This is a genomic window from Nocardiopsis sp. TSRI0078 (assembly GCF_001905145.1).
Lineage (GTDB): Bacteria > Actinomycetota > Actinomycetes > Streptosporangiales > Streptosporangiaceae > Nocardiopsis.
In genome coordinates, this window is sequence record NZ_LWLB01000035.1 from 264,347 (window position 1) to 284,484 (window position 20,138).

The 20,138-nt window shown below is 72.3% G+C and carries 18 protein-coding genes; 13 read left to right on the forward strand and 5 right to left on the reverse strand.

The window, feature by feature from the left end; translation table 11 throughout:
- Nucleotides 1-18 precede the first annotated feature (18 nt).
- From A6A08_RS24125 to A6A08_RS24155, 7 genes are all read left to right on the forward strand, one after another.
- Nucleotides 19-504 (forward strand): hypothetical protein, encoded by a 486-nt coding sequence (locus A6A08_RS24125; RefSeq protein ID WP_242422853.1) that lies wholly within the window; start codon nt 19-21, stop codon nt 502-504.
- Between the two features lie 366 nt (nt 505-870).
- The gene (locus tag A6A08_RS24130) at nt 871-1,206 is read left to right on the forward strand and encodes a hypothetical protein (RefSeq protein ID WP_073704922.1); all 336 of its coding nucleotides are present in this window, start codon (nt 871-873) and stop codon (nt 1,204-1,206) included.
- A 46-nt stretch (nt 1,207-1,252) separates the two neighbouring features.
- Nucleotides 1,253-1,546, forward strand: coding sequence for a WXG100 family type VII secretion target (locus A6A08_RS24135; protein WP_073704923.1), 294 nt, complete (start codon nt 1,253-1,255; stop codon nt 1,544-1,546).
- A gap of 14 nt (nt 1,547-1,560) precedes the next feature.
- Nucleotides 1,561-1,905: a hypothetical protein gene (locus A6A08_RS24140; protein ID WP_073704924.1), complete on the forward strand. Its 345-nt coding sequence runs from the start codon at nt 1,561-1,563 to the stop codon at nt 1,903-1,905.
- A gap of 73 nt (nt 1,906-1,978) precedes the next feature.
- Nucleotides 1,979-4,261, forward strand: coding sequence for a protein kinase (locus A6A08_RS24145; protein ID WP_073704925.1), 2,283 nt, complete (start codon nt 1,979-1,981; stop codon nt 4,259-4,261).
- 127 nt (nt 4,262-4,388) lie between these two features.
- Complete coding sequence (locus tag A6A08_RS24150; RefSeq protein WP_073704926.1) at nt 4,389-5,318, forward strand: AEC family transporter; 930 nt, start codon at nt 4,389-4,391, stop codon at nt 5,316-5,318.
- Nucleotides 5,319-5,567: 249 nt separating this feature from the next.
- Nucleotides 5,568-7,478 (forward strand): serine hydrolase, encoded by a 1,911-nt coding sequence (locus A6A08_RS24155; protein ID WP_242422855.1) that lies wholly within the window; start codon nt 5,568-5,570, stop codon nt 7,476-7,478.
- A gap of 170 nt (nt 7,479-7,648) precedes the next feature.
- Here A6A08_RS24155 and A6A08_RS29185 read toward each other — a convergent pair whose 3' ends face one another.
- From A6A08_RS29185 to A6A08_RS24175, 4 genes are all read right to left on the reverse strand, one after another.
- A complete protein-coding gene (locus tag A6A08_RS29185) occupies nt 7,649-9,019 on the reverse strand; it encodes a dihydrolipoamide acetyltransferase family protein (RefSeq protein WP_073704928.1) in 1,371 nt (456 codons plus the stop codon).
- 22 nt (nt 9,020-9,041) lie between these two features.
- The gene (locus A6A08_RS24165) at nt 9,042-10,022 is read right to left on the reverse strand and encodes an alpha-ketoacid dehydrogenase subunit beta (protein ID WP_073704929.1); all 981 of its coding nucleotides are present in this window, start codon (nt 10,020-10,022) and stop codon (nt 9,042-9,044) included.
- Between the two features lie 3 nt (nt 10,023-10,025).
- Nucleotides 10,026-11,141 carry a pyruvate dehydrogenase (acetyl-transferring) E1 component subunit alpha gene (gene pdhA, locus A6A08_RS24170; RefSeq protein ID WP_073704930.1) on the reverse strand — a complete coding sequence of 372 codons (1,116 nt, stop codon included), beginning with the start codon at nt 11,139-11,141 and terminating at the stop codon, nt 10,026-10,028.
- A 493-nt stretch (nt 11,142-11,634) separates the two neighbouring features.
- On the reverse strand, nt 11,635-12,261 hold the full coding sequence (locus A6A08_RS24175) for a sigma-70 family RNA polymerase sigma factor (protein WP_073704931.1): 627 nt from the start codon (nt 12,259-12,261) through the stop codon (nt 11,635-11,637).
- 275 nt (nt 12,262-12,536) lie between these two features.
- Here A6A08_RS24175 and purS point away from each other — a divergent pair, with 275 nt between their 5' ends.
- The 6 genes from purS (at nt 12,537) to A6A08_RS24205 (ending at nt 18,135) form a co-directional block, all read left to right on the forward strand.
- Nucleotides 12,537-12,782, forward strand: coding sequence for a phosphoribosylformylglycinamidine synthase subunit PurS (gene purS, locus A6A08_RS24180; RefSeq protein ID WP_073704932.1), 246 nt, complete (start codon nt 12,537-12,539; stop codon nt 12,780-12,782).
- Between the two features lie 356 nt (nt 12,783-13,138).
- Nucleotides 13,139-13,618, forward strand: coding sequence for an ATP-binding protein (locus A6A08_RS24185; protein WP_073704933.1), 480 nt, complete (start codon nt 13,139-13,141; stop codon nt 13,616-13,618).
- Between the two features lie 425 nt (nt 13,619-14,043).
- A complete protein-coding gene (gene purQ, locus A6A08_RS24190) occupies nt 14,044-14,739 on the forward strand; it encodes a phosphoribosylformylglycinamidine synthase subunit PurQ (protein WP_073704934.1) in 696 nt (231 codons plus the stop codon).
- A 28-nt stretch (nt 14,740-14,767) separates the two neighbouring features.
- Entirely contained in the window at nt 14,768-15,298 is a 531-nt protein-coding gene (locus A6A08_RS24195) for a hypothetical protein (RefSeq protein ID WP_073704935.1), read from the forward strand.
- A gap of 70 nt (nt 15,299-15,368) precedes the next feature.
- A complete protein-coding gene (purL, locus tag A6A08_RS24200; RefSeq protein WP_073704936.1) occupies nt 15,369-17,663 on the forward strand; it encodes a phosphoribosylformylglycinamidine synthase subunit PurL in 2,295 nt (764 codons plus the stop codon).
- 232 nt (nt 17,664-17,895) lie between these two features.
- On the forward strand, nt 17,896-18,135 hold the full coding sequence (locus A6A08_RS24205) for a hypothetical protein (protein ID WP_073704937.1): 240 nt from the start codon (nt 17,896-17,898) through the stop codon (nt 18,133-18,135).
- Nucleotides 18,136-18,138: 3 nt separating this feature from the next.
- Here A6A08_RS24205 and A6A08_RS24210 read toward each other — a convergent pair whose 3' ends face one another.
- Nucleotides 18,139-20,055, reverse strand: coding sequence for an endonuclease/exonuclease/phosphatase family protein (locus A6A08_RS24210; protein WP_073704938.1), 1,917 nt, complete (start codon nt 20,053-20,055; stop codon nt 18,139-18,141).
- Between the last annotated feature and the right edge of the window lie 83 nt (nt 20,056-20,138).

The following is a 20,138-nucleotide window of genomic DNA, read 5'->3' on the forward strand; positions in this document are numbered from 1 at the left end:
GGCCGTGCATCCACCTTCTTGGCGCCAGCCCTTGCCATGTGCACGGCGCTGACCGCGTGCTCCACGTCCGAACCCAAACCCGGACCCGAAAGGGGAGGGCTGCCGCCGGACTACGTCTCCGAGTTCTGGGTCGAGCGCGAAGTCATGGTGCGCACACTCGACCGCATGCTCACCGAGAACGACCCCGAAGAAGTCGCCGAGAACATCACCGGCAGCCGGGACAGACTGTTCGACACCCGAATCCTTCAGAAGGCCGAGGACGGATACACCGTCGAACTCGACAAGGACGAATGGCGCACCGAGGAGGTCACCAGCCTCGCGAAGATCGATGACGCCCTCATCGACGCCATGGAGTTCAACGAGGTCACCTGGTGCGGCGAGACCGTCAGCGGTGAGGAGTTCGTCGACGCCTACATGGACGAGTTCCGGGACGCCCTCGACTCCCAGGAGGAGTACACGGCCAGCATCGACGACTACGTCGACTGCGGAGACGGCCGCCCGTGACCGGGCCCGGAACCGGCGGGGGCCGAGAACCGACGGCGCACCGTCCCGTGGCCGGAAGTGGCCAACCCCCTCCGCGCGCACCCCGGCCCCCGGCCGGGGCGAGGACACCGTCGCGCACGCCGGGAGGGCGGCCACGAGGAAGCGCCCGTCACGGGCTTTCGACTCCCCGCGGGGCGATCGGGTTCGTCCGGCGGGCCGGGAGAATCCCCACTCCGCCCCGAGCTCACGGGAGGCACTCCTTCGTTGACCGAGAGATGAGATCCTTACTATCGTCCGTAATCTCCCCTCTCCACCGTGGCCACACGAACCCCAGGTGCACGGAGCGGAGGCGGATCCTTCACCCCCACTCTTCCGGGAAAGGCCCAGATGTCACACGTCGGTCTTGAAAACGTCAACAGCCTCGCGACGGGCGGTGAGCAGCTCGGACAGGAGTCCGACGGCATCCGCACCCAGATGAACCAGCTCATCCAGGACATGAGCAACGACGCCGACGCCCTGCAGGGTGAGGCGCTCGCCCGTTTCCGCGAGGCCCGCGAGCAGCTCACCGAGCGCTTCGACGAGCTGATGAACTGGTGCAGCCAGAACGGCATCAAGCTGAACGAGGGCCAGCAGCAGTTCAACATCACCGACACCGACTCCAGCTCCGACTTCTCCCAGGCCGGAAGCGACCTCGGCGGCCTCTCCCGCCCGGTCAACGCCTGAGGCGTTCCCCCTCTCCCCGAAACCTCCCCAAGAAAGGCGTTTCCCCATGGGTGCCCAGTTCGACGTCTACGGCGATGTCGCCGGCCTGCAGGGCCTTGCCGAGGACCAGCAGGCCCACCTCGGCCGCTTCTCGGCCATCATGAGCCAGATCAACGAGCAGTCGGAGAGCACCGTCAGCCAGTGGGAGGGCTCCGGCAGCTCCCAGTTCCAGGCCAAGGCCACCGAGTTCGACACCCAGTTCTCCGAGGTCAACGCCGCCTTCGCCAAGGTGATCTCCGCGACCAGCAGCACCGCGGACAACTACGAGCGGCTGACCCGCTACCTCGACGGGCTGTTCTAGTAAGCTGATCGGCGATGTCGTCCCCGTCCCCGTCGCCCGCCCCCGCGGATCCGGATCCGCAGCTTCCCGAGGCGTTCCACTACACGCCCGACGAGGAGAAGTACGTCCTCCAGGCGGACGCACTGCGGCACCGCCAGCTGCGCTCGGCCCTGCTGTACGGTTCGAGCCGGTACTGGCGCCGTCGCCAGCAGGTGTGGCCCGCGGTGATCGGCGGACTCATCCTCGTCGCGCTGATCTGCGGGGTCATCGCCCTCATCGGTGCCTTCGGAAGGCAGCAGGAGGTCAACGAGGAGCGCGGATGGGGCCTACGCGGCCAGGTGAGCCAGGGCCCGCTCACCGAGGCGTCCCCGCAGCCCTAGCACCGGGCGCCGCCTTCCCCGCCCTCCGGCGGGGAGTCCTCCACCACGAACACCACCAGGGGGTCGCTCTCTCATGTCCGGCTCCGAGCACACCGCATGGGCGCCCGGGTACGACGCCCCGTCCCTGCTCTGCCAGGGGCGCCGCGCCCGGATCGTCCGGGCGACCCGCTCCACGAGCGGTGCCGACGTCGTCCTCAAGGTCCTCCCCGAGCACCTGGGCCGCGCCGAGCTGAACCAGCTGCGCGACCTCGACGGGGTGTCCGGCGTGGTCCCCCTGCTGGACGCGGGGACCACCGCCGACGGCGACCTGTTCGTGGTGCTGCCGTTCTACGCGGACGGCTCCTTCGGCGACATGCTCGCCCGGAGGGGGCCCGCGCCGATCCAGGAGGCGGCGGCCGTCGCCCGGAGCGTGGCGGCGGCCCTGGGATCGATGCACGGCCGCGGGCTGCTGCACAACGACGTCTGCCCCGGCAACGTCCTGCGAGCGGGTCGGACACCGGTGCTCACCGGTTTCGGTTCCGTCCACCGGTCCGGTGAGGCCCTGCCCCCGCCCGATCCGGGGACGGAGTCGTTCCTGCACGCCGCTCCCGAGGCACTGCGGGGGCAGCCGCGCACGCCCGCCTCCGACGTCTACCAGCTGGCGTCCACCATCTGGACGATGCTGGTGGGACACACGCCCTTCTCCACCACGGACGGGAGCCCGTTCGACGCCGGGGCCTACGCGGAGCGTGTGCTGACGCAGGACCCGCGACCGGTCCCCCGCTCCGACATCTCCCGCAAGCTGCGCGGTGTGCTCAGCCGTGCGCTGTCCAAACTGCCCGAGGAGCGCTTCCCGACGCCGGCGGCCTTCGCCTCGGCCTTCGAGCAGGCGCGCACCTCCAGGCCCGCGACGACGCTGTCCGGCGCGACCGGCGGTCAAAACCCCCTCAGCGGCGCCCAGGCTCCCGCGTCGGACGCCCAGGACCCGGTGTCCGGCGGCCAGGCCCCCGTGTCGGGCCCCCAGAACCCCGTGCCCGGTGCCCGGGGCCCGGCGTCCGGACCGCACGACCGCACGACCGGCGCCCAACACCCGACGCCCGCCCAGACCCCGATGTCCGGCGCCCAGGCCCCCGTGTCGGGCCCCCAGGTCCCGCCCCCGCCGTACGCCGTCCGGTCGGATCCCCGGCAGGGCCCCCGGCACCCCGGCACGGGGCCGCAGGCTCCCCCCGCGACGCCCCCCGCACCCCCGCTTCCCACGGGCACCGGGCCCACGGGTGCGGGACCCGACCATCCCCGCACCCCGCCCTCCGGGCCGCAGACCCCTCCCACCACGGCGTGGTTCCCCTCTTCGGGACCACAGGCCTCGCACGCCCCCGCCGCTCCACCCGTCCCCCCGGCACCGACCGACCCGCACTCCCAGCCGGGACCCCCCAGTGGACCCCAGGCCCCGCCCCACGCCACGGAGGGCCCCGCGACCCCGTTCCGGCAGCCGCCCCCCGTGCCGCGGCCCTCGTCCGGGCCGCAGCCCCCGCCTCCCCCACCGCACACGGAACGCCGGGAGCCCTCGCGGCCGCCCACCGGCCTGGAGGGCAGCAGGCTCCCGGCCACCGACGCGGGCGGCACCGCCGAGATCATGATGGCCAAGCTGCGCGGCGAGGAGATCTCCCCGCGGCGCGCCTGGTCCCGCCTGGAGGGCTGGACCGGCACCGCCGAGTCCTCCTTCCTGCCCGTGGACGAGAAACCGTCGGCGGCCGAGGACGACCTCGACCCGGGGTTCCCCCAGGGGACCGCACAGGGCCAGGCGCGCTGGCGCCGCCATCTCCACATCGCCGTGACCGTGTGCGGCATCCTGCTGGTCACCAGCGTCTCCAGCGTGTTCGCCGCGACCGGTTCCCGGGCCCCCGTGGTGTCGGCCGCCGAGGCGGAGCCCGCGCCGGAGCCGGTGGCCGAGGAGGAGCCCGCCGAACAGGTCGTCGAGCCCACGGCACCGCCCGAGGTCTCCGCGCCGTCGGGGGTCGCGCTGACGGACAACCTCGGCGCCGTCGAGCTGACCTGGACCGACAACAGCGGCGGCACCGCCTCGTTCTTCGTCCTGGGCGGCCCCAGCGGCCACGACCCGCTCACCCTGGCCCGGACCGGCCCCGGAGCGGTGTCCGCGCAGATCGTCACGGAGGACACGGTCGTGGAGTACTGCTTCACGGTGGTCGCCGTGGAGGGCTCCTCGGCCGCGGCCGAGGAGGTGTGCACGACCCGCGCCGCCGACCGGGCCGAGGCCGAGCGCCTGGCCGAGGAGGCCGCCGAGGAAGCGGCGGAGGAGGAGGCGGAGGAAGAGGAGGCCGAGCCCTCCGCGGATCCCAGCCCCTCCCCGGGGGACTGACACCGCGACACCCCGCCTGGAACCTCCCGAAACCGTCCGGAACGGTGTGACCTGCGCCGTATCGCCGCCAAGCGACCTCGGATAGCGTTTCCACGGTCGTGTCGAGCGTTCGCAGTGGGGGCGCCCCTTGTCCGGGGTCTTGGTCGGTTTCGGTGTCATCACCAGCGTCGTCGTCCTCGGTTACATGCTCGGCAGGATCCCCCTCCTCGGGTCGGGGGCCAAGGAGGTGCTCACCCGGCTCGCCTTCTACGTGGCCAGCCCCGCCCTGCTGTTCACGATCCTGGCCGACGTCGACCTCTCCGTGCTGGTGTCCGCACCGGTCCTGGTCAGCGTGCTCAGCGTGGCCTCCGCGGCCCTCGCCTTCATCGCCCTCGCGCTGGTGCGGCGCTGGGGCGTGGGCCGGACCACCGTCGGCGCGCTCGCGTCGTCCTACGTCAACGCGGGCAACCTCGGTATCCCCATCGCCGTCTACGTCCTCGGCGACGCGTCCCTGGTCGCGCCCATCCTGCTGACACAGCTCCTGTTCATGGCCCCCGTCGCACTCACCGTCCTGGACCTGGTCGGCGGCGGCGTGCGCGGTGTGGGGCCCGTCCTGCGCCGGGCGCTCGGCACGCCGTTCCGCAACCCCGTGGTGATCGCCTCCCTGGCGGGCGTGGCCGTCTCCGCCTCCGGCTGGGCGCCCCCGGAACCCCTGATGGAGCCCTTCCACCTGATCGGCGGCATGGCGGTCCCGGCGATGCTGCTGGCCTTCGGGATCTCCCTGCACGGCAGCGAGTTCCCCGGCCGCGGCCCCGAGCGCGTACCGGTCCTGGTGGCCGTGGCGCTCAAGTCCGTGGTCCAGCCGCTGGCGGCGTGGGCCCTGGGCTCCCTGGTCTTCGGCCTGGACGCCTTCACCCTGTTCTCCGTGGTGGTGCTGGCGGCCCTGCCCACGGCCCAGAACGTGTTCAACTTCGCCGCCCAGTACCGCACCGGCGAGGTGATGGTCCGCGAGGTGGTGCTGCTGACCACCCTCCTCACCATCCCCGTGCTGTTCGCCGTCACCTTCCTGCTCGGATAGCCGCGCCCGGCCGCCCCCTGGCCGGGCCCGGCCCGAACCCGCCTCGCCCCCGCGCCCGCTCCCCCCGCGCGGGCCCCGCCCCCCTTTCCGGAGGGCCCGCCCCTCCGACGTGCCCGGTGCCGCGGGGCGGTCCGCCGCACGTCCTCGGTGGAGCTGCCTGTAGTACGGGAACACCCGTCCGCGCCAGTGCCCCGGGCGGCGCCGACTCCTAGTTTCGAGGGACAGCGAGAACCCACCCCGGGAGTACCGATGCCACGAACCCCCCGCGTCCCGCCCATGCTGGCCGCGTCCCTGATGATCGCCCTCACCCTGGCGCCCGGCGCCTCCTCGGCCGCCACCGAGCCCGGCTCGGTGGCGGCTCCGGCTGGTGCCCCGGCCGCGGCCGCGCCGCTGACCCCCGAGACCGCCCGGGAGTTCACGGACACCCGCGTCGCCGAGCTGCTGGAGGAGCACGGGGCGCCCGGCGTCGCCGTGACCGTCGTGGCCGGCGGCGAACAGATCGCCTCCGCCTCGCACGGGTACGCCGATCTGGCGGAGAAGACGCCCATGGACCACACCGTCCACACGATGCCCACGGGCTCGGTGTCCAAGTCCTTCACCGCCGCGGCCGTCCTCACCCTGGCCGCGCGGGGCGGGATCGACCTTCACGAGGACGTCAACACCTACCTGCCCGAGGACGCCCGGCTGCCCGTGGACGGCGTCACGGTCCACCACCTGCTCACCCACACCGCCGGGTTCGCGGAGGTGGTCGACTTCCCCTCGGCCGAGGACACCGACCGGCACCTCACCCTCGACGAGCTGTTCCGTACCCGCAAGCCCGAGCAGCTCTACGAACCCGGCCGGTTCACCGCCTACTCCAACCACGGCAGCGCCCTGGCCGGGTACGTCGTCCAGGAGGTGAGCGGCGTGCCCTTCGAGGAGTACGCCGCGCGCCACGTGTTCGAGCCGCTGGGCATGGAGGACAGCGAGTTCCTCCAGATCCACGAGGCCCGCGATTCCTACGAGGTCCCGGCCCTCCACCTGTCCGACGGCGGCGACGCCGGTCCGATGCACGTCACCCACGTGCCCGCCGGGGCATCCGTCGCCTCGACCGACGACATGGCCCGGTTCATGCTGGCCCTGCTGGGAGGAGGCGAGATCGACGGCGGGCGCGTGCTCCCCGCGGGCGTCGCCGAGCGGATGCTGGCCGTCCAGCACGAGGTCCACCCGCGGGCCGCCGGCGTGGGCTACGGCACCTACCAGTGGCGTGGCGGGGACTCCCCGGTCATCGGCCACGGCGGCGACCTCGTGGGCATGCACACCGCCTACGTCCTGGTCCCGGGGATCGACGCGGGGATGTTCGTCGCGGTCAACGGTGACGACTCCGCCACCGGGAACCCCCTTGAGGACCTGCGTATGACGGTGGCCCGGGAGTTCGCCGACACGTTCGACCCGCAGGAGCCGCCGACCGGCCGGGCCGACACCGGAGCCGGCCTGGGCGCCTACACGGGCACCTACGTCAGCAGTCGGCGCAGCGCCAGCGGACCCGCACAGATCGTCTCCCTCTTCGACAACATGGTCGTGCGCGACGCCGGGGACGGCACCCTCTCCGTCAGCGGCGCGATGGCGGCGGACGACCGCTGGCTGCCCGTCGGCGAGGGGCGGCTGGTCTCGGAGAACGGCGAGGACCAGCTGGTCTTCCTGGAGGAGGACGGCGAGGCCGTCGCCCTGGCCGTGGACGGCAACCCCACCCAGGTCTACGAGCGGACCACGTTCCCGACCAGTCCCGTCACGCACGGCGTGGTCGCCGCCGCGGGGCTGCTGGTCCTGTTCACCGCGTTCCTGTGGTTTCGCCGCCCCCGGGACCGGTTCACCCTCACCGCCCGCGTGCTGGCCGCGCTGACCGCGCTGAGCTGTTTCGCCGGCGTCGGCCTGGTCGTGTACGGACTGTTCGACAGCCACACGCTGGAGCAGTGGATCTTCAACGAGTCCCTCGCGCTCACCCTCCCGCTGGCCGTCGCGGTCCCGCTGACCCTGGCCACCGCCGCCGCGGCCGCGGCGGCCTGGGTGCGTGGACGGCTGCGCCCGGCCGGCCGGATCCACCTCACCCTGGTCGTCCTGGCGGCCGCCGCCGTCGTCCTGACGGGCGCGCAGTACGGCTTCGTGTGGATGGTCTCCTGAACCCCGGTGCCTCCACGACGGACGGAGTCCCGTGTGTCGGTAAGCACACACGGGGAACACTGAAGGCGTGCGGGGCCGTTCCCCTCCCCCTTTGGGGGCGGCCCTCCTCGCGGGAAGGGGCCGATGCGATCACCTCGCACCGGCCCCCGCCTACTTCACCGCTCCTCGCCTCAGCCCCAGGCCAGGGCGGTCAGCTCCGGATCCTCCAGCGCGGTGCCGATGTCGCGCAGCACCTTGGACCCCAGCTCCCCGTCGACCAGCCGGTGGTCGAAGGACAGCGACAGCGTCGTCACCTTGCGGACCGCCAGCTCGCCCTCGTGCACCCACGGCATGTCCCGGATCTGCCCGAAGGCGAGGATCGCGGCCTCGCCCGGGTTGATGATCGGGGTGCCCGCGTCCACGCCGAACACGCCGACGTTGGTGATGGTGATGGTGCCGCCGGACATGTCCGCCGGACTGGTCCTGCCCTCCCGCGCGGTCTCCGTCAGCCGCTTCAGCGCGGCGGAGAGCTCCGGCAGGGCCATGGCGTCGGCGTCCTTGATGTTGGGCACCACCAGGCCGCGCTCGGTGGCCGCCGCGACCCCCAGGTTCACGTAGTCCTTGATCACGATCTCCTGGTTGTCCTCGTCCCAGGAGGCGTTGATCTCCGGGTGCCGCCGGACCGCCATGAGCAGGGCCTTGGCCACCAGCAGCAGCGGGGACACCCGCACGTCGGCGAAGTCGGGCCGCGCCCGCAGCCGCGCGACGGCCTCCATCGTCCTGGTGACGTCCACCTGCAGGAACTCGGTGACGTGCGGCGCGGTGAACGCGCTGTCGACCATCGCCGCCGCCGTGTGCTTGCGCACGCCCTTGACCGGTACGCGCCGCTCGCGCGCGGCCCGGTCGGTCCGGGGCGCCGCCTCCGGCTCCGGGGCCGCCGGGGCCTGGGCGGCCTCGGCCGCGGACCGGACGTCCTCCCGTGTGACGACGCCGCCCTCCCCGGTGGGGGCGACCGACGCCAGGTCCACACCGAGGTCCCTGGCCAGCTTGCGCACCGGCGGCTTGGCCAGCGCACGGCCGGAGGCCGGAACCGGACCCGGCGCGGTCTCCTCCACGGAGGGCGTGTTGGCCGGTGCGGGCTCGGAGAGCCGGGGCACGGGCGCCGGACCGGAGGGAGCCGGGCGGCGGCGCGGACGGCGCTGGGTGGAGGCCGCCTTCTCGCCGTAGCCGACCAGCGGCTTCTCCCGCTCCTCGGTGGCCGGTGCCGCCTCGGCCGAGGAGCCGCCTCCGGTGCCGTCGTCCACGGTGATGATCACCGTGCCGACCTCCACCGTCTGGCCCTCCTCGGCCAGCAGCTCCCGCACCGTGCCCGCGAACGGGCTCGGCAGCTCGACGACCGCCTTGGCCGTCTCGATCTCGCAGATCATCTGGTTGACCTCGATCTCGTCACCCGGTTTGACGTACCAGGTGAGGAGTTCGGCCTCGACCAGGCCCTCCCCGACGTCGGGCAGCTTGAACGACTGCACGCCGCCGACGGCGGGCTCACTCTTGTGAATCGCCATGTCCTTCGGTCTCCCCGATCCCCTAGTACGCGAACGCCCGGTCAACACCGTCCAGAACGCGGTCAAGGTCCGGAAGGTAGTGCTCCTCAAGACGCGACTGCGGATACGGCGTGTCGAAGGCGGCAACACGGATCACCGGCGATTCCAGGTGGTAGAAGCACTCCTCGGTGACCCGGGCCGCGATCTCGCCGCCGGGGCCGCCGGACAGCGGTGCCTCGTGGGCCACGACCAGGCGCCCGGTCTTGCGCACCGACGCGAACAGGGTCGGGTAGTCCACCGGGGACAGCGAACGCAGGTCGATGACCTCGATGGAGTGGTCGGTGTCGGCCTCGGCCGCCTGCAGGGCGGTCTTGACCATGGGCCCGTACGCCAGCAGGGTCACGTCCGTGCCGGGACGGGCCACGCGGGCGGCGCCCATGGGGGCCGCCTCGGCGAGGGAGGCCCCGGTGTCGACCTCGGCCTTCTCGTAGTAGCGCCGCTTGGGCTCCAGGAAGACGACCGGGTCGTCGCTGAGCACCGCCTGCTGGATCATCCAGTAGGCGTCCTCGGGGTTGGCGACCGTCACCACGCGCAGGCCCGCGGTGTGCGTGAAGTACGCCTCGGGGGACTCGCTGTGGTGCTCGACGGCGCCGATGCCGCCGCCGTAGGGGATGCGCATGACCACGGGCACGCTGAGCTTGCCCGCCGAGCGGCGGCGCATCTTGGCCAGCTGGGTGAAGGTCTGGTTCGTGGCCGGGAAGAAGAAGCCGTCGAACTGGATCTCGACCACGGGGCGGTAGCCGCGCATGGCCATGCCGATCGCGGTGCCGACGATGCCGGACTCGGCGAGCGGGGTGTCGATGACCCGGTCGGCGCCGAAGTCCTTGTGCAGGCCGTCGGTGACCCGGAAGACGCCGCCGAGCCGGCCGACGTCCTCGCCCATGACCAGGACCTTCGGGTCGTTCTCCATGGCGGCGCGCAGGCCCGCGTTGATGGCCTTGCCGATGGTGAGGTTGGTTCCCATGGCCTAGCGGCCCCCTTCCGCGCCGACGCCCTCGAAGGAGGCCAGGTACTCGGCGAACTCGGACCGCTGCTGGTCGATGTGGACGTTGGGCTCGGCGTACACCTCGTGGAAGATGTCGAGGGGCTCGGGGTCGGGCAGGGCACGGCACTCGGCGCGCACCTGCTCGCCCAGCTTGTCGGCCTCGGCGTCGACGGATGCGAGGAACTCCTCGTCCGCCAGGCCGCTCCGCTCCAGGTAGCGGCGGACCCGCAGGATCGGGTCCTTGGCCTTCCACTCGTCCAGCTCGGCCGACTCGCGGTAGCGGGTGGGGTCGTCGTTGGTGGTGTGGGCGCCCATCCGGTAGGTGAACGCCTCGATGAGCGTGGGGCCGTTGCCCTCGCGTGCGTTGTCGAGGGCGGCCCGGGTGACGGCGAGGCAGGCCAGGACGTCGTTGCCGTCCACGAGCAGGCCGGGGAAGCCGAACCCGTCGGCGCGCCGGTGGATGGGCACGCGGGCCTGGCGCTCCAGCGGCTCGGAGATGGCCCACTGGTTGTTCTGGCAGAAGAAGACCACGGGGGCGTTGTTGACCGAGGCGAAGTTGAACGCCTCGTTGGTGTCGCCCTGGCTGGTGGCCCCGTCGCCGAAGTAGGAGATGACGGCCGTGCCGTCCTCGCCGACGGCGCCGTCGCGCTGGACGCCCATGGCGTAGCCGGTGGCGTGCAGCGTCTGGCTGCCGATCACGATCGTGTACAGGTGGAAGCCCCGCTCGTGGGGGTCCCAGCCGCCGTTGGTGACGCCGCGGAACATGCCGAGCAGTTCCTTGGGCGCGATGCCCCGGCACCAGGCGACGCCGTGCTCACGGTAGGAGGGGAACGCCATGTCGTTGTCGCGCAGCGCGCGGCCGGAACCGATCTGGGCGGCCTCCTGGCCGAGCAGCGAGGCCCACAGGCCCAGTTCGCCCTGGCGCTGGAGGGAGACGGCCTCGCTGTCGACGCGGCGCACCAGGACCAGGTCACGGTAGAGGGCGCGGATCTCCTCCGCGCTGATGTCCAGGGGGTAGTCGGGATGCCCCGTCAACTCCCCTTCGGGTGTCAGGAGCTGAATGAGCTCCGGTTTTTCGTGCGCGGTGGTGTCCGACACGTCGCTCCTCGGGTTCTCGGGGCCGAATTCGCGTGGGTGAACGCTGATCGACCGGATCACGGTCCGCCCTCACCCGGGGTGGTGGATGAGGGTGGACAGCCCTCCCCATATCGTGACAGACCTCACCATGGAGAGCGCAAGCCCTCAGCGCCACCTTTTCACCTGCGCGCCCCATGATCCTCGACCGTTCCGCAACGCGGTTACCAGGGCTTCCTAGCATCGGCGGGGTTGTTTCGACAACGTTGTGGACACCATGCGGCGCCGGGCGCACGGAGCGCACGACGCGGACGGCCCTCCGCTCGCGAAGGGCCGTCCGGGCATGTCGGAAGTGCTGTTGTGGTCGTGGAGAAACGGGAATCGGGCCTCGACAGGCGGACTCCCGCCGGACTGTGCGGGGAGAGGCGAGACGGGGACGCGGCGAAGGGCACCGCGAACAAGGGGAACTGCGGGAGCCCTTCGGGGCGGGACCGCCCGCCCTGGCCGGCGGAGAGGGCTACTGGGCGGCGGAGACGCGCACCCCGTGGTCGCGCGCGTAGTCGGCGAGCATCTCGCGGAGCTGGCGGCGGGCGCGGTGCAGGCGGGACATCACCGTCCCCAGCGGGGTCCCCATGCGCTCGGCCACCTCCTTGTAGGCGTAGCCCTCGATGTCGACGAGGTAGATGACCTCCTGGAACTCCTCGGGCAGCCGGGCGAGCGCCTGCTTGATGTCGGAGTCGGGCAGGTGGTCCAGGACCTCGTTCTCCGCCGACCGCATACCGGACGAGGTGTGCGCCTCGGCGGCGGCGAGCTGCCAGTCCTTGATCTCGTCGGTGGTCTCCTGGCGCGGTTCGCGCTGCTTCTTGCGGTAGGTGTTGATGAAGGTGTTGGTCAAAATTCGGTAAAGCCAGGCCCGGAGGTTGGTGCCGGCACGGAACTGGTGGAAATTCGCGAAGGCCTTGGCGAAGGTCTCCTGCACCAGATCCTCGGCGTCGGCGGGATTGCGGGTCATCCGCAGAGCCGTGGGATAGAGCTGGTCGGCGAACGGCGTCACCGCGGTGGCGAAGTCCAGAGTCTGCTCTGCCCGCTCTTCACCGCGGGTATCACCAGTCGTGGAGGCCTGGTCCATTTCGATAGTCGTCAAGATTCCCCCTCAGGACGACCGGACGATCACTTCCACCTTGTTAGACGCCACCGCGCACTTCCAATGATGACATCAATCCACGTGATACGGGTCACGGGACCCCCGTGTCGGTCGCCGGTACTGGTCAGTGTGCGGTAAAGACGCGGCGCGCCTCCTGGTCAGGACGCATACCCACTCTCACGTACCGTACGCTTGCGTCGCCCCCTCCGGTCCGACGGGGGGCGGCCCGCCCGCCGCAGGCACGTGCGGCACACCGTTTCCTTGTGGAGGACCCCGTGGCCCGCGTCGTTGTTGACGTCATGCTCAAGCCCGAGATCCTGGACCCCCAGGGCCAAGCCATCGCCGGGGCCTGTTCACGTCTGGGCTTCGAGGGGATCGAACAGATCCGCCAGGGCAAGCGCTTCGAGGTCGAGGTCGAGGGGCAGGTGGACGAGGCCAGGCTCGCCGACGTCCGCCGCCTGGCCGAGACCCTGCTCGCCAACACCGTCATCGAGGACTACGAGGTCCGTGTGGAGGAGTAGGCGCCGCCCCCTCCGGCCCCGGGGCCACCGTCCGGCATCCCTCTCCCTCCTCTCTCCGCCGCGGATTCGCGAGGACGGAAACCTTCCGGAAAACCGGGAAACCCGGCGGAATCCGCCGAACACCCCACATGAGAAGCGTCACACCGAACACCGGTTCCGCGGTGACGGTCGCGTCGCCTCGGGGCGGACGGGAAAAACGTGAATTCGTTTGCATGGTGTCCGACGTGCCGGAAGTGCCGGGAAAATGCAGCCGTGTCCCCCAGGGGCACGGCTGTTCGTTTTACTGCATCCGCCTCCGGGGAAGGTTCTCTCACAAGCCGGGCCGAACACGACAACGGAGCACGAGAGGTGTACGAATGGACGCCGTTTTCTCGATCTCCCTCCCAAGACAGGCGTACACGGTCTCCGTCGCACGCGACGTCCTCGGCACCCTCCTCGTTCGAGGGGGAGTGTGCCGGGACTGCGTCGACGACATCCTCCTGGCCGTATCCGAGGCCTGTAGCAACGCGGTGGACCACGGTGGTCCCGCCCGCGACTACATGGTCGAGGCCGACATGGGAGGACGATGGTGTGAACTGCGGATATCCCATACGGGAAGGGCGCCCGATCCCGAGGCGCTGACCGAGCGGTTCACCACCGACCACATGCCCCTCCCGGAACTGGACGCAGAATCGGGCAGGGGCATTCTGCTGATGCGCTACCTCATGGACGAGGTCGACTTCGAGGAGGAACCGCGCACGACGGTCCTCCTGCGCAAGCAGCTCACCGTGTGCGACGAACCGCCGCCGGAGAAGGGGCCGGGGCGGGTGCCGACCCAGCGCTACGCCCTTCTCTGAACCGACCGCCTCCGCGAGCCGTCCACGCGGAGAGCGGCCGTCCCATGCGACGCCCCTCCACCCACCGGAAACGGCGTCCCTCCATCCGCCGGAACACCCGGTGACGGAAACCACAGGCCCCGGCCACCCCTCGGCGCCCCCTTCCCCGAGGCGCACCGCGGCACCCTCCGAACCGAGCGGAACGCCCCGCACTCCCTGTCAGATCGCACACGTACACGGGTGCGCGACGGACCCCGCGTTGGGATGATCCTCCCAATCCGCGGCCTCCGCGAGGGTCCGCCGTCGTACCGGAGCACAGGTGAGCGGGTACGCTGCGAAGTGCGGACGCGCCGTCCCCAGCGACGGGGCCAGGCACCGGCATCTCCTCGCCGAACGCTCCCCGCGCCCGCGGGGATGGATCCGACCCAACCTCTCGGAGTGTGCTCATGACAGCCCGTGTGGGCGTCGTCACCTTCCCCGGCTCCCTCGACGACAAGGACGCCGCGCGCGCGGTCGCGCTGGCGGGCGCCGAACCCGTCTCCCTCTGGCACGCGGACGCCGACCTCAGGGGTGTGGACGCCGTGGTCCTGCCCGGCGGCTTCTCCTACGGCGACTACCTGCGCTGCGGGGCCATCGCCCGGTTCGCCCCGCTCATGTCGGAGCTGGTCCCGGCCGCCCGGTCGGGCGCGCTGCCGGTCCTCGGCATCTGCAACGGCTTCCAGATCCTGTGCGAGAGCCACCTGCTCCCCGGAGCCCTGACCCGCAACTCCTCGCTGCGGTTCCTCAACCGCGACCAGGTACTGCGCGTGGAGAACGCCGGCACCGCGTGGACCAACTCCTACACCGAGGGCCAGGAGGTCCTGGTGGTACTCAAGAGCGGCGAGGGCAGCTACGTCGCCGACGAGCACACCCTGGACGAGCTGGAGTCCGCCGGCCGGGTCGTGGTCCGCTACGTCGGCGGCAACCCGAACGGCTCCCGCCGCGGCATCGCCGGGATCACCAACGAGCACGGGAACGTCGTCGGCCTCATGCCGCACCCCGAGCACGCCGTGGAGGCGCTCACCGGCCCCTCCACCGAGGGCCTCGGGTTCTTCACCTCGATCCTCACCCACCTGGCCGCCGGTTCGCCGGTGAACGCCTGACCCGTACACCGAACAGGGGGTTTGGCCGTTGATGGCGTTGCTGCGTTCCAGGAAGACGATGTTCGTCCTCGCCGGACTCGTCGTCGTGGGCCTGGTGGTGTCCGCCGCCGTGGGCCTCTTCAACGCCATCGGGACCGCGCCCGTCGCCACGCCGCCGCAGGGCCAGGGCCCGCAGGACGGGGGCCAGGGTCCGCAGGACGGGGGCGCGGCCCCGGAGGCGCCGCCGGACACGGACGTGCTCGGCCAGGCCCCGTCCGGGCTGGCCTACGTCTCCGACCCGGAGGGCGACGTGTACTGCGAGCAGGGCGAGTGCGTCCGGCTGGTGATGGTCATGACCGAGGGCGGGGAACTGCCCGAGGACTCCCGCGAGACCGTCGAGACCGTGGTCTCCCACCTCACCGAGCGGGGCTGGGAGGAACAGCAGCCCCAGGGAGCGCGCGCGGACCAGGTCTTCCTCAGCGACGGCGAGCACATGCTGGCCGACACCTCCGCCCACGACGACCCCGAGTCCCCCGCGGTGCTGATGCTCGGTGACGCGGGCGAGGCCGCCACCCCCTGACCACGATTCCGCGCCGGCCGGCGGACGCCGCGGCTCGGCCCACACCCGCACATCCCGAACGGAACCACGCATGTCTGAAGTACCTGGTCTCGACACCGTCGACGTGGCGCACGACAGCCCGGACACGCCTCAGCCGTACGCCGAACTGGGCATGGCCAAGGACGAGTACGAGCGGGTCCGCGAGATCCTGGGGCGCCGCCCCACCTCCGCCGAGCTGGCCATCTACTCGGTCATGTGGAGCGAGCACTGCTCGTACAAGTCCTCCAAGGTGCACCTGCGCCAGTTCGGGGAGAAGGCACCCGCCAACGACGCTCTGCTCGTCGGCATGGGCGAGAACGCGGGCGTGGTGGACGTCGGCGACGGCCGTGCGGTGACGTTCAAGATCGAGTCGCACAACCACCCCTCCTACGTGGAGCCGCACCAGGGCGCGGCCACCGGCGTGGGCGGCATCGTCCGCGACATCCTCACCATGGGCGCCCGCCCCGTCGCGGTGATGGACGCGCTGCGGTTCGGTCCCGCCGACGCCGACGACACCAAGCGGGTCCTGCCCGGCGTGGTGTCGGGCATCTCCTTCTACGGCAACTGCCTGGGCCTGCCCAACATCGGCGGCGAGATCGGCTTCGGCGCGGGGTACATCGGCAACCCGCTGGTCAACGCCCTGTGCGTGGGCGTGATGCGCCACGAGGACATCAAGCTGGCGCAGGCACCCGGTCCGGGCAACAAGGTGGTGCTGTTCGGCTCCACCACCGGACCCGACGGGATCGGCGGCGCCTCGGTGCTGGCCAGCGCGACCTTCGACGACGAGTCGCACGCCAAGCGGCCCAGCGTGCAGGTCGGCGACCCGTTCATGGAGAAGCTGCTCATCGAGTGCAGCCTGGAGCTGTTCGACAAGGACCTGGTCGTGGGCATCCAGGACCTGGGCGCGGCGGGCGTGTCCTGCGCCACCACCGAGCTGGCCGCCGGCGGCACCGGCGGCATGCGCGTCCAGCTGGACCGCGTGCCGCTGCGCGACCCCCGGCTCACTCCCGAGGAGATCCTCATGAGTGAGTCGCAGGAGCGCATGATGGCGATCGTCGAGCCCTCGAAGATGGACGAGTTCCTGGCCATCTGCGACAAGTGGCAGATCCTGGCCACCGAGATCGGCGAGGTCACCGACGTGACCCCCGAGGAGGCCGAGCGCGGCGGCCGCCTGGTGATGACCTGGCACGGCGAGACCGTGGTGGACATGCCGCCGCGGACCGCCTCCGACGAGGGGCCCGTCTACCAGCGCCCGTACGCGCGCCCCGACTCCCAGGACGCGCTGCTGGCCGACGACGCGGCCAAGCTCCCCCGCCCCGGCACCGACGCCGAGCTGCGCGAGCACGTGCTGCGCGTGCTGGGCGCACCGGGCGTGGGCGACCCGGCGTGGGTCACCCAGCAGTACGACAGCTACGTGCGCGGCGACACGGTGGTGTCCACCCCGCACGACGCCGGGATGATCCGTGTCTCCGACGACTCCCACAAGGGCGTGGCCCTGGCCACCGACGGCAACGGCCGGTTCACCCGCCTGGACCCGTACACGGGTACGCAGCTGGCGTACGCGGAGGCCTACCGCAACGTCGCCGCGACGGGCGCGCGGCCGCTCGCGGTGACCAACTGCCTCAACTTCGGCTCGCCGGAGGACCCCGGGGTGATGTGGCAGTTCGCCGAGTCCACGCGGGGCCTGGCCGACGCCTGCCAGCAGCTGGGCACGCCGGTGACCGGCGGCAACGTGAGCTTCTACAACCAGACCGGCGACGTGGCGATCAACCCGACCCCGGTGGTCGGCGTTCTCGGCGTGATCGACGACGTGCGCACCCGTCTGCGGACCGCCTTCGGTACGGACGGCGCCCGGGTGCTCCTGCTGGGTGAGACCCGGCCGGAGTTCGGCGGCTCGGCGTGGGCCGACACGGTCCACGGCCACCTGGGCGGACCGCCGCCCAAGGTGGACCTGGCCGCCGAGGCCGCCCTGGGCGAGGTGCTGGCCACCGCCGCCGAGCGCGGTCTGGCCGAGGCCGCGCACGACCTGTCCGACGGCGGTCTGGCGGTCGCGCTGGCCGAGTCGGCGCTGCGCGGGGGCCTCGGCGTGCGGGTGTCCGTGGCCGGCGACGCGTTCACCGCCCTGTTCAGCGAGTCCGGCGCCCGTGCCGTCGTCGCGGTGGAGCCGGGCCGGGAGGAGGCCTTCACGGCCCTGGCCCGCGAGCACGGTGTGCCGGTGGAGCAGATCGGCGCGGTGGGCGGCGACGCCCTGTCGGTCACCCACCCGGGTGGCACCGTGGAGATCCCGCTGTCCGAGCTGCGCGAGTCCTACGAGGCCGCCCTGCCCGCCCTGATGGACGGCGTGTAGGCGTACGGAGGACGTGCGGGGGCGCCCTGTCCGGGGCGCCCCCGCCGCCTTTCCCGGTGGCCGCTCCCCCTCCCGCTCGGGGAGAGGGAGCGGCCACCGGCAGACCGGCCGCCTCCGCCAGCCGCTTGTCATAGGTCACGAAGGCGGTCAGCGCGGCTCCTGGTTCGTCTCCTCCCGATGGGTAGGAGTCGGGGAGGACAACGGTGGGACCGGTGTGAGAGGAGCTGAGGTCATGCGACGGGGCAGGTTGAAGGGTCCCCTGGGCAGCCACGAGCGTCCGGCGAGCGCCCTGGGGTTCCGCATGGTGCTGGCCGTGTTCGGCGCCCTGGTACTGCTGGTGGCCGCGGTCCTGGCCTACCTGTGGACCGACCAGGTGTGGCTGGTCGTCCTGTTCGGCGCGGGGTTCGTCGCCGCCTGCGTGAACGTGTACTGGGTGGGGCGGCGCCGCAGGTACGAGCGTCCGTCCGCCTGACGGTCAGTCCGCGGGGGTCAGCGTGACGGCCACCGGCCGGTGGTCGGAGTGGGGCACGTCCGGGTTCGCGGGGTCGCTCGGCACCAGGTCCGCCGAGTGCAGGACGTGGTCGATCTGCTGGTCCGAACCCGCCTGCCCGGGCAGGGTGGGGAAGGGCCGCACCCCGCCGAACGCGTCGCGCATCCCGTGCTCGGTGAGGATGCTCCAGGCGGGATCGTCCGGCTCGATGTTGAGGTCCCCGGCCACGACGACGGGGCCGCCGCGCTCCCGGGCGCCGCGGGCGACCTCCGCGACGTCGCGCAACTGCCGCCGCGAGGTCTCCTCTCCGAAACCGTAGTCCGCGGGCTGCACGTGGGTGGACACCACGGTGACCTCGGTGCCGTTCCAGTCCACGGTCACCTCCAGCGCCTGTGCCCCGGTGGGGCCGCTCGGGGTGAGCGGGTGCCGCTCCTGTCGGGTGACCGGCAGGGCGGTGAGCACGGCGTCTCCCCACAGCGGCCCGTCGGCGGGTCCCCAGTAGGCGTTCATGCCGAGTCCGCGCGCGAGGCCCGCCAGCCCGTCGTGCCCGCCGTTGAGCAGCCAGCCGCGGTCCACCTCGCTGAGGACGACGGCGTCGGGGGCCAGGCCGCGCAGGGCCTCCGCCTGTTCCGGGACGGAGAACCGGCCGTCCATGCCAAAGCCCATCCGCACGTTGTAGGCGGCCACGCGCAGTCCGTCTCCGGGCCGGTCGGCGGCCGGCGCGGGCGGCTGGGACGGAGGGTACAGAGCCGTGGCGGCGAGGGTCAGGGCGCCCGCCCCGGCGGCCACGGCGAGTCCTCTCCGGCGGAGGCGGCCCCCTCGCTCCTCCCGTCCCCCTCCGGCCCTCTCGGCCTCCCGGGTGCGCGGGAGTACGGCGAACACCAGCGGGACCAGGGCCGCGAAGGGCACGTAGGCGTTGGGAACGTACAGGTCGTAGGCGGAGTAGAACGCGAACACCAGCACCACGAACAGCAGCAGCCCCGACGCGGCGGCCAGTCCCGTGAGCGCCGCCGACGCCCGCTCGGGCCTGGGGAGCACGGCCCAGCCCGCGCAGGCGGCCAGGGCGCACTGCCCGGCGACCAGCGCTGCCACGGACGGGACTCCCGACGCGTCCGGAGGCGTGCCGCCGGGAAGCGCCAGCCACACCAGCGCGGCCAGGAGCACGGCCGGTGCCACCCACCGGCTCCTGCCCAGCAGGCGCGGGCGCAGAGCGAGGGCCACCGACAGCACAGAGCCCGTGGCGACGGCCGCGGCCCCCAGCGGCGACTCCGCCAGGGCCCGCCCCACCGCCGGGTTGGCGGTGTACAGGCCGGTGAGGAAGAGCAGCGGGCCCAGGACCAGCCAGGCCCGGGGCGGCACGGGCTGAGCCGGTTCCGTGTCCGCGCCCCGGACGCCGAACAGCAGGAGAAGGAGGAGAGCGGCCCCGGCGGCGACCGGCCCCCACGCCACAGGGGTCGGCCACCACACGAGGTCGGTCGTGCCGAGGAGGGTGTGCACGACCGCGGTGGCCGCGATCGCGGCCACCACCCCGACCACCACCTCCCGGCCGCGCAGGCGCCCGTCGGAGGTGGAGGCCATCGCGGTGCACACCAGCCACACTGCTCCCGCGCCCACCGTGGCGGCGGAGACGTACAGCTGGGGGCCGCCGCCGTCGGTGGCCTGGAGGGCCAGACGTCCCGCCGCCATCGCCGCGGCCGCGGCCGGCGCCGCGGGCCCGATCCGGCGGGCGAGCGGGACGAAGGGGAGGGGGAGCAGGAACCAGGCGAGCGCGAAGGCGCCCATCAGCGCGGGATCGGTCGATCCGGCCCGGCCGAACAGGGTGATCAGCGAAGGCAGGAACACCCGGAGGGCGTCCAGGAACAGGACGGTCCCCACGGCGACGGCGAGTCGGTCCCGGCGCATGGCCCTCCGCTCCCTCGACGAACATGAGAAATTCTCATGTCCCGCGCCCGGCGTGGCAAGGGGTGCGGGCGCCACCGGCCGGC